This window comes from Coleofasciculus sp., assembly GCF_046539235.1.
Lineage (GTDB): Bacteria > Cyanobacteriota > Cyanobacteriia > Cyanobacteriales > Coleofasciculaceae > Coleofasciculus.
Genome location: NZ_JBKHHI010000153.1, coordinates 1 through 13,745 on the forward strand (window position 1 = coordinate 1; position 13,745 = coordinate 13,745).

Consider the following 13,745-nt stretch of genomic DNA (forward strand, 5'->3'; position numbering starts at 1 on the left):
CCTTTGATTCCCTGTACTACTACGGGGATGACCGCCCAGTTCATGTCAGCTATGGCTCTCAGCATAAACGGGCTAGCTGGGATATGCAAAAAGGCTATCCCCTGAGCTTCAGGATCTAATGTAGAGACGCTTCAAAAGCGCGTCTCTACTCTCTGTCACTGGCTTAACCATCGCTGACCTCAGAGATCAGCAGATCGAGCGCCTGGTCAAGCTTTTTATAGGTCGCAGACTGACGCCCCAGTTTAAACCGACTCAACACAGATTTTTTTAACTCGTCCCAGTCGGGTTCGGATTTTTCTGTCTTCTCATCAGCCGGAGTGCGATCGCTCTCATCGATGCCAGATTTTTCTCTCTCCTCACCATAGTAATGATCGATTAAGCGATCAACCCATTCCTGTTTTGACCAGCCATTCTCCTCTAACTCAGCCTTGACCCTTGCGTGATCTTCTGGGAAAAGTTTAAAGCTGAAAACTTCTGGCACTCGGATCGGTTGTTGCGTTCCTACCATGTAACCGTTTTTGCGCGGGTGCTTTGATGGATTTTTCTGTCCTTTTACTCCTGGCATACTTTCACATTATGACCGTCTACTCTTCTAGAATCTTAACACTAAAATCGAGTAGACTGCCATTAATAGGCTGTCTACTGTGGTAGAATGAAATAGACACTCACAAGATGCCCCCCTGAATCCCGACCAAGGCAAGGGAGGCATTTACCCAATTTTCTAAGGGCATTTTTCATGATTACACAAGAAAGACAACAACCAACTCGCTTGCTCAGTTGGCGTCCTTTGTTCTATCCGCTGGGAAACCATCGGGGATGGATTATGGAGTTATTTCACAAAGAGGGCGATCGCTATTTCGTTCAGGTCATAAACTGCCGGGACTTCTCAAAAATTACCTCTGACCCGGTGACGTTCACCTTGACGTTTCGACTTCGCGAGGGCGTCAACACCGAGCGAAGCCGAGGTGTTGAATCACTTGCCCCAGGCGACTGCTTACGCCAAAGGGTTGATTGATTGGGATGAAAACTTTTCCGCTTTGGGTCAAGTTCAATCGCCTAAGTTTCCGTTCTAACGTTTAGTAGAAGACCGCTCCCCTTACTGGGGAGCTAGAATCATGATGACCTTTACAGAACTCTCAGAAATTATCCGTAAGCTCGAAGAACCATTTCCCGCCGAAGAGGCGTAGATCGAAGGTTCGTGTCATATCGTACAACCTGATGCTGAAACCCTTGCTATATATGGCTTACAGCTATTCAATGCTTTTTCTCTCTTCTCTTCAAATTTGTGACGTATCAATAAGTTTTATAAATCAGTCGGGTTGAAGGCATTTGACAAATCGTTTTTAATCTGCATGGTCAATAACGCGACATTTTCTCCTATGCTGACTCAAGAAACGGTAGTAACCAACGATGGAGAAGAAGATGAATGGTTAAAGCCCATTGGAATACAGAAGAACTAATTGAAAACTGGACACTTCTTCCCCCTGAATTAGAACGGGTCAAAAACAAAGTTGGAGGAAATCAGATTGGGTTTGCACTCCTCCTAAAACACTTCCAGCTTTTTGCCCGTTTTCCTGACGAAGAATTATCCATTCCTCAAGCCATTATCTCTTACCTAGCCAGTCAAGTCAATCTCCCCGAAAATCGCTACTCAGACTACGATAAGCAAGGACGTTCGGCAAAAATGTATCGGTGGGAAATTCGCCGTTTATTTAATTTTAGAGTGGCTACCGTCCAAGATTCAGAAGAAATAAGTGATTGGCTTGTGCAAGAAATCTTACCCAATGAACAGAAATTTGAATGTATAAAGGAAATTGTCTATCAAAGATTTCGAGACTTACAAATTGAACCTCCAACCCCCAGAAGAGTTGAGCGTTTGATTCGTCGAGCCATCACCCAACACGAAACTAGCTTCTGCCATCAAACACTCTCTCAACTATCTCAGGAAACAATTACTCAAGTTGACATCCTCTTATCTACAGAAGAATCAGTCAATCCCAACGAACCACAAAAGTCCGGAAATCTGAAAACTTCAGATTTTGCTTTTCTCAAAACTGACCCAGGTCCAGTAGGCTTGGAAAGCTTCCTCACTGAAATCGGAAAGCTCAAACGTCTTCGCACTGTGGGATTGCCGACTAACTTATTTACAGGAATATCTCCGAAACTGGTGAAAACCTACCGTCAACGAGCGGCGACTGAAACCCCCTACCATTTACGACAACATCCTCGGAGCATTCGCTACACCCTCATGGCAGCTTTTTGCATCCAACGCTGTCAAGAAATTACCGATAATCTCATTGATATACTCATCCAAATTATTCAACGCATCGGCACAAGAGCCGAGAGACGCATCAATAAAGAATTAGTATCGGACTTTAAACAAGTGACGGGGAAAACCAATCTCCTATTCCGCATCGCAGAAGTCGCAGTGGCTGAACCTTCGGGAATTATTGAAAACACCATCTACCCTGTAGTCTCTCAGAAAACGCTTAGAGACTTAGTTGCTGAATATAAAGCCACAGGGACAGCTTATCGGCAAAGAGTACACACTGTCATGCGTTCCTCCTTTGCTTCTCATTATCGACGCATGATTCCCCAACTGCTATCCGTATTAGAATTTCGCTCCAACAATGACATTCATCGCCCCGTCATTCAAGCCTTAGAGTTACTCAAGAAATACACCAATAGCCAAGCACGATATTATGACAAGGGTGAAGACATTCCTATTGAAGGAATCATCAAAAGCGGATGGAGAGAGATTCTGTTAGAAACCGACTCCGATGGAAAGGAACGCATCAACCGTATCAACTATGAAATCAGCGTTTTACAAGCCCTCAGAGAAAGACTATGTTGTAAAGAAATTTGGGTCGTGGGAGCAAATCGCTATCGTAATCCCGACGAAGATTTACCCACAGATTTTGAACAATATCGTCAAGTATACTATCAAGCCCTAACCCTTCCAGAAAATGTGGAAACCTTCATTAGTGACTTGCAGCAAAAGATGGCTTCAGGGTTAGAAAGATTAGATCGGGGAATGCCCAAGAACCCAGATGTCAGGATTATTGGTCAAAATCAAGGTTTAATTAGACTGCGCCCCTTTAACCCAGCCCCCGAACCCGTAAATTTGAAACAACTTAAGGGAGAAATTCACCAAATATGGCATCAAACTAGTTTATTAGACATTCTCAAAGAAACCGATTTACGAGTGAATTTTACCCGTAACTTCAAAAGTATGGGAACGAGAGAGATTTTAGATCGAGAAACGCTACAGAAGCGATTATTACTGTGCTTATACGGTATGGGGACAAATACCGGACTAAAACGAATTAATACCGGGATAAAGGGGGAAAACTATCAAGATTTACTCTATGTACGCCGTCGCTACATCCATAAAGACCAACTCCGCAGTGCCATTGCCGAGGTCATTAATGCCATCTTCTCCATTCGATTCCCTCACATTTGGGGAGAAGGAACAACGACCTGTGCCAGTGATAGTAAGCACTTTGGAGCTTGGGATCAAAATCTCATGACCCAGTATCATCTGCGTTACGGGGGGCGTGGTGTCATGATTTACTGGCACGTCGAGAAGAAATCTACCTGCATCTATTCCCAACTCAAAACCTGTTCGAGTAGTGAGGTAGCCGCCATGATTGAAGGAGTCTTGCGTCACTGTACCCAGATGGAGGTGAATAAAAACTATGTGGATAGTCACGGGCAAAGTGAGGTCGCATTTGCTTTTACTCACCTACTGGGATTTCAGTTAATGCCTAGACTGAAGCGGATAAAAGTTCAAAAGCTCTATCGTCCTTATGGTGGACAGGTCGATGCTTACCCAAATCTACAGCCCATTCTCACTCGTCCCATCAATTGGGATTTGATACGCCAACAGTACGACCAGATGGTGAAATATGCTACGGCTTTGAGGTTAGGAACGGCAGAAACCGAAGCCATTCTCAAGCGTTTTAGTAAGAATTCTTTCAAGCACCCTACTTATCTAGCTTTGATAGAATTAGGTCGAGTCATAAAAACCATCTTCCTCTGTCAATATCTGGAAAAAGAAGAGGTACGCCGAGAAGTCAATGAAGGGTTGAATGTGGTGGAACGATGGAATGGGATTAATGATTTTATCTTTTATGGCAAGGGTGGGGAGTTTGCCTCGAATCGTTTAGAAACTCAGGAGTTATCGGTATTATCTTTGCATCTGTTGCAGATTTGCTTGGTGTATGTCAATACTTTGATGATTCAGACGGTGTTAGCTCAAAAGCATTGGGATAATAAGTTAACGGCTAATGATTTGCGGGCAATTACACCTCTAATTTTCAGTCATGTTAATCCTTACGGGACGTTTAAGTTGGATATGAAGGAGAGGATTTCTCGGTTAACGCAACCCTCTGCCGCTTAAATATTGATTTAATCCCTCCAGAAGTTCTCAAACCGTTGGGGTGACATCTGCGTATAACGAACTGTGTGGTGAATGTTCTTATGACCCAAATAGTCTTGAATCGCTCTAGTATCATGCCCTTGGGCTGCTAAATAGTAACCGCAAGCATGGCGCAATTGATGGGGATGAACTGGAAAGGGAATTTGGGCTATTTCTCCTGTTCTCCTTATGATATGGCGAATTGAACGGGTTGAGAGAGGGGCTTTTCGTTCGGAAACAAAGACATACTGGGTATCGGGGTAATCTCCTTGGATTTGGCGCAAGGCTCTGAGTTCAGGAGAACGTAGGGGATGAATACTGTCATGACCCTGTTTGACCCGATGAATTTCGATGTAGCCTCCAACTAAATCTACCTGTGACCATTTGAGAGCGACTAATTCAGCCGTTCTAAGTCCGTGACGAAACATTAATAAAATGATGGCAGCATCTCTCACACCATGACGACCCACTCTTTTAGCGGCATGAATCATGGCTTCGACTTCTTTTGGACGTAGATACTCTCGTTCTCTTGCCGATGGTTTTTTTGCAGGAGGAGCAGAGGAAGAAAAAAACTTTGCCGAAAAGGGAAGTTGGACGTTGGTGAGTAGCATGGGTCAAATCCTCATAAAGAGTGTATCTATCTCTAGGATACTTTGCCTAAAAGGAGACAAACTAGGCAAAGTGAATGATTTGTATTACTTATTTATAAACCCCCCAAAAGGGGTTGACAAATGTGACATCAGTTCTCGCTGCACTATATGACACGAACCTTCGATCTACGCCGAAGACCACAAAGAGCGCCCGTTGAAGGGAGGCGATCGCTGGTTTTATATCCCGTGGCAAAAAATCAGGGAAAGGCTGGATCAGGTCTGTGTTTGGCAAGACTTCTACTCGGATTTCACCTACAGCCCAGATGGACAGCGCTGTATTGTCACCTGCACAATCGAAATCGGAGGATACAAGCGCCAAGGCATTGGCAGTGTCCCCCTTGTGGAACTGTCGAACACCGGGAAAGATTGTAGCCGAGGGGAGCCAGAACAGAGGGCAGTTGCCGCCGCTTTTAAAGCTGCTGCTGAACAGTGGGGGGTTGCTCGATATCTGGATGATCAGGCTTTTGTTACGCGGCATCTCAGGAAATACCATGACGGGCGACAATCGAGCTTATGCCAGGAAAAATCAGACTCAGTACACGATGCCACGTCCACAGCGATCACAATCGAGTAATAGTGGGCAGATATCGCTCTCTTGAGTGGCTAAAACTTGACTCGAAGTAACTAAACAGAAAGTTATGCGCTCCCTAGCCAATAGTTCACAGAGGCGGGAGCGCAACCTGGCATGGAGCCAGGGTTTTTATTATGACATGGACACATCTATCATTGCTTTTCTGACAGGTCAATCCGGGATGCGATCGCTCGAAGGACTTCAGCCAGATACTCACCAGGAGCATTATTGAGCTGCACCACCAAATCAGCGTGTACCTGGGAATTACCGAAAACTACAGACAATCCCTGAATCTTGAGCAAACGCTCGACTAATTGGGCTTTTTCCTCTGGCGAGAGCTGGGAAGCCTGCTCAAGGATATCGTCTATCGCTGGTTGATGAGAATTTCCCATACCATCTTCTGGAAGCATTACAGAACTGCCTTCTCTTTTACGCCTTCAAGGGAAGTAACAGCAACCCGATTAGCGAGTATTCGCAAACATCTCGCCAGTTCCTGGGAATCCATGTCCTCAATCAGATCTTCCAATTTTGGTTGAGCAAACGCATCCTCCCCCAGCAGCAGCTTAAAAAAGTGATTCTGAATTTTTTGGGGAAGTGCTGAGAGTAGGGCATTTAGATTATCCGTATTCATTGGCTGACGCCCTTTGCGAAATCGACTAATCGTAATTTCGCTCACTCCAGATTTCTGGGCAAGCTGTCTGGCGTTTACCCCATAAGTCTTCAGCGTTAGGTCAAATGACTGATTCCATTCCATGTTTGCTTACGCTGACAATTGTAATTAAAGTTTACGACAAGATGGCACAAATTGTTTTAAATTACTTCCAACACTTAAAAAATTAGCCCTCCACCTCATCACAGGGGAGGACAAGTCAAACAAGGCATTATACACCTTGTCGGTGCCTTATGACACCTAATCAATAACATTAGGACAATTATGACACAAAGCACGAAGATTCGGGGCAAATTTTATCCTTTGCAACATTCCGAGTGGCTGAGAGCTTGCCAAGAACTCACACCCAGCCAGAGGGATTTACTTTACTACATCCGCACTCTCGACCCTTACAACAACGGTATCGCCATTAACACCGCCGAAATTGCCCGAACCCTCTCCGCCAAAGGGCGAAATGTTCATCGGCAAACCGTTAGTCGGGCGCTTAAGGTGTTAGACCAGAAGGGTTTTATCGATATGGAATTCATCACGGTCAATGTCAGGGTACAGCCTTTGGGCTTGTGGTATTCCAAAGCTGTCGAGGGTGATTGTACTGAACAAACTCCTGGGTGTCCTGAGACACCCGACGGGATCGTCACACACCTTAGAGGATCGTCAGACACCCAGGGAACCCCCTCCTTGCCCCCACCCGTCCGGGTTTCCCCCCCCCTTAATAAGATTAATAAGACTTTCTCAGAAGGCGAGAGAGAGACAAAAGTTGAACAACTCAAATCAGATCCGGAAGTAAACAGCAAGGAAAGTTGCCAACCACAAACCAATAATTTCCCCTTACCTGCTCAAGAATCAGTTAATTCCGGGGAAAAATTTTCCGCGGCTCGACTGAGCGCTCGCCGAACGTCCGCCGCCGCCGTCGCCTTCCAAATTCCAGCAGAAAAGAAACGCGGATTCTACGATGCTGTCCGTCAATATGCAGCTAATCATGGAGCAAGATGCCCATCGGCTTATGCTAAAGCAGTCATGGCTGATTTAGAACGGACGGGAATGTGTTCGCTCTGGGATGATTTCGAGGCGGGATTAGAATTAGGAACAAGCGATCGCCCGTCTCACGAGTGGCTCGATCCAGAAACAGGGAAGCCATACCCATTCTTGGTTCGGGCAGTGGAAGAAATCGCCAAGGCTAAATCTAATGACTCGGTAGCCGCTGCAACCGAGGCAGCAAAAATCATCAGCAATCCCAAACTCTGCCAGCCAATATGGGCGAGTGTGAAGCGTGAACTCTTGCGGTATTCCAAGGAAGCCGAACGGATGCAACGCCTAGGGGTTCGGCACACGTACTTACCGCCCCGATATTCCGATAAACCATTAGAGCCAGCATTGTCTGAGGTCAAGGACGCGATCGCTTCTATTACGCCTGGTGTAATAAAGCTAAGCGAAAAATCGGAGATGACCCCGCCCCCGGTGGTAGAGACCGAACATGGACGGTCTGTACTAGAAAAATCGGAGGCGACCCCAAAAGAGGAGGTTAAGAATCGCGAAAAATCTGAAACACTCCCTGACCCGTGGGACTTCAATCCGCTTGAAATGATTGAGCAAAGGGAGCGGAAAGCAGAGGAAGCCTTAGACAAGGCTCGAAACGAGGCACAACGGCAATTGAGAGCCATTCAGATGAAGGAAGTCTTAGAGCAGATCAAAGCAACTTTACCCACCAACCCCCAGCAGCGACAGTCTCAATTACAGACATGGATGAATGGATCACACCCTTACCCAGCGATCGCCAAACGCCTCATCGAGGCTAATCAGAACTGGGGACTTTATCTCGACGGTACAAGAGTCTTAGAGGAGGAGTTTTAGGACATGGCACGCACTTTGACTAAAACAGCCTCTCAACCCGCACCGTTCTCACAAGCCTCTATTGCTCTATATGACCAAGCGCAACCGGGAATGCTGGCTACCACCACTACCGGGAAGATTGGTATTATAACAGAGAAGTTCCTTAGCCAGGGTGGAATGCCTCATGTCTGGTTACAGGAGCCAGGGGCGACACCAACTCCAAAACCCATTGATTTAATCGCCAAAGTTGAGTCTAAACCGATAGCGGTCATTTTATTCTCAGGTGGTGGTGGGGTTGAATGCGGCATGGTGGCAGCGGGAATCGAACCCATTTTAGCGGTGGAATATGACCCAGACAAACCCGACGTGTCAGGGGCGATCGCGGCTTCCCATGAGGCAAACTTCCCCCGGTGTAAGGTATTAAGGCGTACTGTTTCTGAGTGCGCCGCTGATAACTTTCCCGGATTTCCGCATGAACCGGATATCCTTTGGGCGTCCCCAGTCTGTGCAAATTTCAGTGTTGCTAAGAACGGGAAAGAACAGCCATCGGATATTGAGGCAGCGTCTGCGGTAATTCAGGCGGTGCGGAAGCTCAAGCCCAAGCACTTTTTCTTAGAGAATGTACCAGCCTATCAAAACTCAGAGAGCTGGAAACAGATAGAATTAATTCTACCGACTCTCGGTTATCGGGTCGCTTCCTCTATTGTCGATATGTCCGATTATGGCGTCCCCCAGGCGCGGATCAGGTTTATCGCTCGTGCTTCTGTTGAAGGAAACCCCCTACCTCTGCCTGACAAACAACCTGCCACGGGTTGGTATGACGCGATTGCCGATCTAATCCCCGAGCTGCCAGAATCCCAATTACTCAAAGGGCAGCAAAAATCCGTGGACGAGTTCCTGAAATCCAATCCGCCTACCCCTCTGCTAATAGACCGGTCCGGTGGGCGTGGGGGATATCGGGCAGTTCCCAGTTATCGAGGAGCCAATACTATCATGCGATCGCATTTCACCGATGGGAAAAATGCCAATCGCACCAAGTTTGCTGATATTTGGCTGCCCACTTCGACTAGCGCGGCAACTGAGCCTGTCGAAGTTCAGTGCAAGGGAGGCACGGTTAAATCGGTGTCGATTGAGTGTATGGCGCGTCTCCAGTCCTTCCCAGATTGGTATCAGTTGCCGGAACAGATTGGTGTGGCGGGTTCAATTTTAGGTTATTCTGTCCCTCCGAAGTTTGTGGAACTGCTCCTCAAACCCCTCGCTTGTCGTGCGGATAATCCTGTAGAAGAAGGAGAAAAGACCTCCAATGGTTTAAATGGTAGCCAGATTGAGTCGGGTGAGTACACGGGTTTGAGTATTGCCGAAATCCGCCGCGATGGAGGAACGCAGCCTCGCGCGAAGTTGGATTTAAACCATATCGCCACGCTCTCCGAAGCGATTGAAGAAGGGGCGGAACTTGATCCGGTGATAGTGTTCTATGACGGCTCTGACTATTGGCTTGCTGACGGGTTCCATCGGTGTAAAGCGCATGAAGAATCTGGACTTGAGGATATCCCAGTAGTCATTCACCAGGGAACGCGCCGAGATGCTATTCTCTATTCGGTTGGGGCAAACGCTGAACACAAAGCAGCCAAGCCTCGCTCTCGTGCTGATAAACGTCGTGCTGTGACTATGCTGCTTAACGATCCAGAGTGGTCAAAGTGGAGCAATTATCAAATTGCTCAAGCCTGCAAGGTCAACGAAAAAACGGTGCGGAATATCCGTGTAAGTCTCACTGCGGATTTCCGTAGTGAGAAATCAGAACAGCCAAAAGTCCGCACTTATACCACTAAGCACGGAACCACCGCGACGATGCAGGTTGATAATATTGGTAAGGGTAAAAAGGATGAGATGAGAGAGGATAGAGCGTCTGTTCCTCCCATTAAGGGCGAGGAGTCAACCGCAGCCGATGATAACGGTAACGGTGAGATGGAAACAGACAAGACCAAACCCACAATCGATCCCAACGATTACGCGATCGCTTTTATGACCAACATTAACCACATCAATCCCGACTTACTCAAAGAAGCGCGAAAGCGAATTGACAAGCGGCTTGCAGCTATCGATAAGCCCTCTACTTAAAGTTCCAGCACTTTTTACCCAAGGTGTTGGAGGAGAGCGATACGTGCTTCGCACACGCTTCGCGAGCGCATAGGGAACGTGCAGCTCATAGCGCAAACTGTACTGTCTTCTGAACTTTAGCTAAACTTGGGCTAAATCAAAATTTTTGCCGACGGTGAAGCAAGGATATGGAAACAGCAACAAAATCATCTGGGTTTCAGGTTACGCAACTTACGGCTATCAATGTAGCTAAAATTGTTACGATTTTCTGTCTGATCGCTTTAGCTTTGATTTATGGGGTAAATGATGAAAGACAAGTTATTTACCTTTGCCTGCACATTAGCTACTGTCTTTGGTGGTTGTTAGAACAATGGCTGTTCCCTCAGCGCCGTCAGCAGCTTTTTACCGAAAAAATAGGTATTTTAACATTTCTAACTGTTATTTTATTTGTGGGTGTATTCTATTCATTACCTGGCTACTTTGCCTTTACCAATTCTAATCCTGTCACCTACTTAACTATTGCCATTACCTTGCCGCTATACATCTTTGGAAGTCTGATTAACACTGGAGCCGACGTGCAAAAAATGGTGGCTAAAAGTATGGGAAGTGGTTTAGTTAAAGATGGAATCTGGCGTTCGGTACGGCACGTTAATTATTTAGGAGACTTGATGCGTTACACAAGCTTCAGTGTCATGGCTGGCTCGTTGTGGGCTTTTCTGTTACCTGGGGTGATTACGTTGCTGTATTTACAGCGGATAAGCCAGAAAGAGCAGGCTATGACGGCTAAATATCCTGATTTTGCTGCTTATCAGCAAAACAGTAGTCGTTTACTACCTTGGATTTGGTAAGAATTTGATGCCAAATCATTGAGAATTGCTCTTAGTAAGCTAGTCGGGCGAAATAAGGCGTGATTCCGCCGGAATCCGCTCCCACTCGTCGAAAATTTTTTATCCCACTACGTCATATATTGGAATCGTCAAAAAAAATTTTTTCCGCCAGATTTTCTACTTCACCGGAAAAATTAATTGATAGTGGTTCTCAACTGCTTACAGCTTCAGTTGCTCTTGTTGACAGGTAATGCATCCATGAAACGCGCTAATCGCACCCCATCCGATCAAGGCGCTCTCATCTCTTTAAGATTGGGATGGTGATTCAACACCTCGGCTCCGCTCGGTGTTGACCCTGAGCGACTTGTACCGAGCGAAGTCGAGGTAAGTCGAAGGGTCAAATTTCCGAAAAGTTGTTGTCCTGGGGGATTTGACAATCATCCCCATAAAGAACTTTCTCCGACCCATCGGGATAAAAACGGACGCACCAAATATCAGGTAATTCGGAACCGAAAGTCATGGCATAGAGTGTGGTTATTATCATGATGAATAATATCCCGCTGGCGATACCTACTCCAACTCGAACCCAACGTACCCTGGTTTTTTGCTCATTCATTTCAATAACTCCCAAAAAACGATCGCTTGCCATAAAAGCGCTCTTTTTGGATCGCTACCGCTTCCTCCATTCCCAAGGCGGTACCGAATCAGACTTGGCATGAATCCCCAACCGTTTCTCCTTCGCTTCAGTGACCATCTGATCAAAAACATCCCAGTTTGGACAGTTGTTGGAATAGCGCTCATAGTGCCAAGCCATGCCGCGTCGGATCATCTCTGCGTTGATGAAGATTTCTTCTTCACCTCCGCCTGTGGGAACAAAGGCTTCTGCCACTTGGCGCCCGTATCTGTCGCGATCCACTACCACTAGGAAAAGCTCCCGGCTAATCCCCATTAATTCTCTTAGGGTATCGCGTGATTCAATTCCCAGCGCCTGGTCTTTCTCTGGTGCATCAATCCCACATAGCCTAACTTTGAGTTCCTCTGTTTCACCTTCGCAGGTGGCCCGGAAGGTGTCACCGTCGTACACGCTGCCGGGAGTTAAACGACAGTAAAGGGAGTTTGGGGGAGTTTTTCTAGGGAGTTTCTGGGAGTTAACACCGATCGCGATCGCTCCCACTCCAATTATTAAGGTAATCGCTCCGATAATTCGTTTCATGGTCAGCACCTCTTCTAAAATAGGGCTTGTTTAGGGCTTGTGCAGTGCTTATGCAGGTCTTGCTCAGGGCTTGTGCAGATGCTCAGGGTGTGGGTTTCATCGTTCACTCACTAATAGAACGATTTCGACTTTTAACCCAGATTCTGATTGCCCCAGGACTTTCACTTGTCGTACTCTGCCTGAATAAGGGCTTAGTGTAGCTCCCGTGTTGCTGAAGTTCAGCTGAAGTTCAGCTAAATCACGTCTGAATTTAGCCTGTTTGAGTTCTCGTTCTTGGTTCTCCCGTTGAGTTTCCATCACTTTGGACTGATAGTCACTCAGTCGCTGCTGGTAATCTGATTTAGCGGTTTGTAAGTTTGCGATCGCCTGATTCAGCACTTGCTCAGACCTTACGCGCTCCAGCACCAGAGCCTGTCTTTTCTCGATCACTGCTTTATCCATCACTTGGATTAGTTCAGTAGTGGTAAACCGATATTCAGGTAATGGGGTTTGATGCAGCGCGGCTAACATCGCCCGTGCAGATTCAACCGCCGCGACTTCGGCTGAGTAATCGGCTATGGGTGGTGAGGGTGGAACTGGGACAGGTTGGTTGGTTGCGATCGCTAACTCTAACTCCCTTCTCTTAGTCTCTAGAAATTTCCGTTCCTCTGGGTTGTCCACCAAGGTTTGACCGATTTTAACTCTATCGCCTTCTTTGACTTGGATGTTCTCCAGTTTGGCAACCGTCGCCGTTACCGTGTGACGGGTTCGAGTTCGCGCTGGGGTGGGTTCAGATTTTTCTCCTGACTTAGTATCATCTGCGTTGGCGGAGCCTGTTCCTACAGAACGTATCGCAGGCTCGGATTTTTCTAGAGACTTAGCCTCATTACCCGCGATCGCGGGTTCTATTTTTCTAGAGACTTTGTTCCCGTTGGTGAACAGTAACAGCCCGACGAGGGCAATGATTAGCCACTTATTCATAGGTCTTGACCTCCAGCGCTCCAATCGCCCATTGGTTCTCTAACGCTTGCATAGCAAGGGATACAGGGCAATAGTTCAGCGTGACTTTAGAACCGGAAATAGTGAGGATTTCTCCCGCTGCTGTGTCCACCTGCATCGCTTCTGGCATATCAATGTCCAGGGAACCATTTAAATAAGCTTCGCCCGTAACGGTTTTGAGTTTGGGGTTGACTTCTTCATCGTCAAAGGTGAGTTGTTGAGTGGTAACTGTGACGGGTTTGCCGACTTCCAGTTTTAAGGATGAGGTAATCAGGGATTTTCCGACATGATGGACTTTTGTTCCATCAGTTAGGATGAACCCGGAATCTTCCCCAACCACCAGAAATCGACCTGACACCGGGGCGCGATCGCTGGCTCGATATCCCTCAACCGTCGCCCAGATGCGATGATTGGCGGCGTTCTGATTGTAAGTCCTCATGATGCTAGGATCTTTTAATCCTAGTGAGGTTGTAGCCGTTTGCACGATTC

General features: G+C 46.8%; 13 protein-coding genes and 1 pseudogene. 6 read left to right on the forward strand and 8 right to left on the reverse strand.

Features of this window, described 5'->3' with window-relative positions; translation table 11 throughout:
• Nucleotides 1–163: 163 nt before the first annotated feature.
• Nucleotides 164–508: a hypothetical protein gene (locus ACLFWI_RS15100; protein WP_446413603.1), complete on the reverse strand. Its 345-nt coding sequence runs from the start codon at nucleotides 506–508 to the stop codon at nucleotides 164–166.
• A 228-nt stretch (nucleotides 509–736) separates the two neighbouring features.
• Here ACLFWI_RS15100 and ACLFWI_RS15105 point away from each other — a divergent pair, with 228 nt between their 5' ends.
• Together ACLFWI_RS15105 and ACLFWI_RS15110 are read left to right on the forward strand one after the other, a co-directional pair.
• Nucleotides 737–1,015: a hypothetical protein gene (locus ACLFWI_RS15105; RefSeq protein ID WP_446413604.1), complete on the forward strand. Its 279-nt coding sequence runs from the start codon at nucleotides 737–739 to the stop codon at nucleotides 1,013–1,015.
• Nucleotides 1,016–1,426: 411 nt separating this feature from the next.
• The gene (locus ACLFWI_RS15110) at nucleotides 1,427–4,402 is read left to right on the forward strand and encodes a Tn3 family transposase (protein WP_446413605.1); all 2,976 of its coding nucleotides are present in this window, start codon (nucleotides 1,427–1,429) and stop codon (nucleotides 4,400–4,402) included.
• A gap of 8 nt (nucleotides 4,403–4,410) precedes the next feature.
• Here ACLFWI_RS15110 and ACLFWI_RS15115 read toward each other — a convergent pair whose 3' ends face one another.
• On the reverse strand, nucleotides 4,411–5,031 hold the full coding sequence (locus ACLFWI_RS15115) for a tyrosine-type recombinase/integrase (protein ID WP_446413606.1): 621 nt from the start codon (nucleotides 5,029–5,031) through the stop codon (nucleotides 4,411–4,413).
• Between the two features lie 193 nt (nucleotides 5,032–5,224).
• Between ACLFWI_RS15115 and ACLFWI_RS15120 the strand changes: the two genes are divergently transcribed.
• Complete coding sequence (locus tag ACLFWI_RS15120; RefSeq protein ID WP_446413607.1) at nucleotides 5,225–5,644, forward strand: Rad52/Rad22 family DNA repair protein; 420 nt, start codon at nucleotides 5,225–5,227, stop codon at nucleotides 5,642–5,644.
• A gap of 149 nt (nucleotides 5,645–5,793) precedes the next feature.
• Here ACLFWI_RS15120 and ACLFWI_RS15125 read toward each other — a convergent pair whose 3' ends face one another.
• Both ACLFWI_RS15125 and ACLFWI_RS15130 read right to left on the reverse strand, forming a co-directional pair.
• A complete protein-coding gene (locus ACLFWI_RS15125) occupies nucleotides 5,794–6,051 on the reverse strand; it encodes a hypothetical protein (RefSeq protein ID WP_446413608.1) in 258 nt (85 codons plus the stop codon).
• A complete protein-coding gene (locus ACLFWI_RS15130) occupies nucleotides 6,051–6,395 on the reverse strand; it encodes a helix-turn-helix domain-containing protein (RefSeq protein WP_446413609.1) in 345 nt (114 codons plus the stop codon). Before ACLFWI_RS15130 ends, ACLFWI_RS15125 begins: the two co-directional genes overlap by 1 nt.
• Nucleotides 6,396–6,575: 180 nt before the next feature.
• Between ACLFWI_RS15130 and ACLFWI_RS15135 the strand changes: the two genes are divergently transcribed.
• The 3 genes from ACLFWI_RS15135 (at nucleotide 6,576) to ACLFWI_RS15145 (ending at nucleotide 11,086) form a co-directional block, all read left to right on the forward strand.
• Entirely contained in the window at nucleotides 6,576–8,162 is a 1,587-nt protein-coding gene (locus ACLFWI_RS15135; RefSeq protein WP_446413610.1) for a MarR family transcriptional regulator, read from the forward strand.
• Nucleotides 8,163–8,165: 3 nt separating this feature from the next.
• On the forward strand, nucleotides 8,166–10,259 hold the full coding sequence (locus ACLFWI_RS15140) for a DNA cytosine methyltransferase (protein ID WP_446413611.1): 2,094 nt from the start codon (nucleotides 8,166–8,168) through the stop codon (nucleotides 10,257–10,259).
• Between the two features lie 167 nt (nucleotides 10,260–10,426).
• Nucleotides 10,427–11,086 carry a DUF1295 domain-containing protein gene (locus tag ACLFWI_RS15145; protein ID WP_446413612.1) on the forward strand — a complete coding sequence of 220 codons (660 nt, stop codon included), beginning with the start codon at nucleotides 10,427–10,429 and terminating at the stop codon, nucleotides 11,084–11,086.
• A gap of 376 nt (nucleotides 11,087–11,462) precedes the next feature.
• Here ACLFWI_RS15145 and ACLFWI_RS15150 read toward each other — a convergent pair whose 3' ends face one another.
• The 4 genes and pseudogenes from ACLFWI_RS15150 to ACLFWI_RS15165 form a co-directional block, all read right to left on the reverse strand.
• On the reverse strand, nucleotides 11,463–11,714 hold the full coding sequence (locus ACLFWI_RS15150; protein WP_446413613.1) for a hypothetical protein: 252 nt from the start codon (nucleotides 11,712–11,714) through the stop codon (nucleotides 11,463–11,465).
• Nucleotides 11,715–11,735: 21 nt separating this feature from the next.
• On the reverse strand, nucleotides 11,736–12,278 hold the full coding sequence (locus tag ACLFWI_RS15155; RefSeq protein ID WP_446413614.1) for a thermonuclease family protein: 543 nt from the start codon (nucleotides 12,276–12,278) through the stop codon (nucleotides 11,736–11,738).
• A gap of 96 nt (nucleotides 12,279–12,374) precedes the next feature.
• Nucleotides 12,375–13,238 carry a hypothetical protein gene (locus ACLFWI_RS15160; protein ID WP_446413615.1) on the reverse strand — a complete coding sequence of 288 codons (864 nt, stop codon included), beginning with the start codon at nucleotides 13,236–13,238 and terminating at the stop codon, nucleotides 12,375–12,377.
• Nucleotides 13,231–13,745: pseudogene (locus tag ACLFWI_RS15165) on the reverse strand (hypothetical protein); the annotation flags it as partial. The gene ACLFWI_RS15160 and the pseudogene ACLFWI_RS15165, both read right to left, overlap by 8 nt.

Coding starts and splice junctions, on each gene's coding strand:
- ACLFWI_RS15100 (WP_446413603.1), bottom strand. CDS start 508: ATGGTAGGAACGCAACAACCGATCCGAGTGCCAGAAGTTTTCAGCTTT.
- ACLFWI_RS15105 (WP_446413604.1), top strand. CDS start 737: ATGATTACACAAGAAAGACAACAACCAACTCGCTTGCTCAGTTGGCGT.
- ACLFWI_RS15110 (WP_446413605.1), top strand. CDS start 1,427: ATGGTTAAAGCCCATTGGAATACAGAAGAACTAATTGAAAACTGGACA.
- ACLFWI_RS15115 (WP_446413606.1), bottom strand. CDS start 5,031: ATGCTACTCACCAACGTCCAACTTCCCTTTTCGGCAAAGTTTTTTTCT.
- ACLFWI_RS15125 (WP_446413608.1), bottom strand. CDS start 6,051: ATGCTTCCAGAAGATGGTATGGGAAATTCTCATCAACCAGCGATAGAC.
- ACLFWI_RS15130 (WP_446413609.1), bottom strand. CDS start 6,395: ATGGAATGGAATCAGTCATTTGACCTAACGCTGAAGACTTATGGGGTA.
- ACLFWI_RS15135 (WP_446413610.1), top strand. CDS start 6,576: ATGACACAAAGCACGAAGATTCGGGGCAAATTTTATCCTTTGCAACAT.
- ACLFWI_RS15140 (WP_446413611.1), top strand. CDS start 8,166: ATGGCACGCACTTTGACTAAAACAGCCTCTCAACCCGCACCGTTCTCA.
- ACLFWI_RS15145 (WP_446413612.1), top strand. CDS start 10,427: ATGGAAACAGCAACAAAATCATCTGGGTTTCAGGTTACGCAACTTACG.
- ACLFWI_RS15150 (WP_446413613.1), bottom strand. CDS start 11,714: ATGGCAAGCGATCGTTTTTTGGGAGTTATTGAAATGAATGAGCAAAAA.
- ACLFWI_RS15155 (WP_446413614.1), bottom strand. CDS start 12,278: ATGAAACGAATTATCGGAGCGATTACCTTAATAATTGGAGTGGGAGCG.
- ACLFWI_RS15160 (WP_446413615.1), bottom strand. CDS start 13,238: ATGAATAAGTGGCTAATCATTGCCCTCGTCGGGCTGTTACTGTTCACC.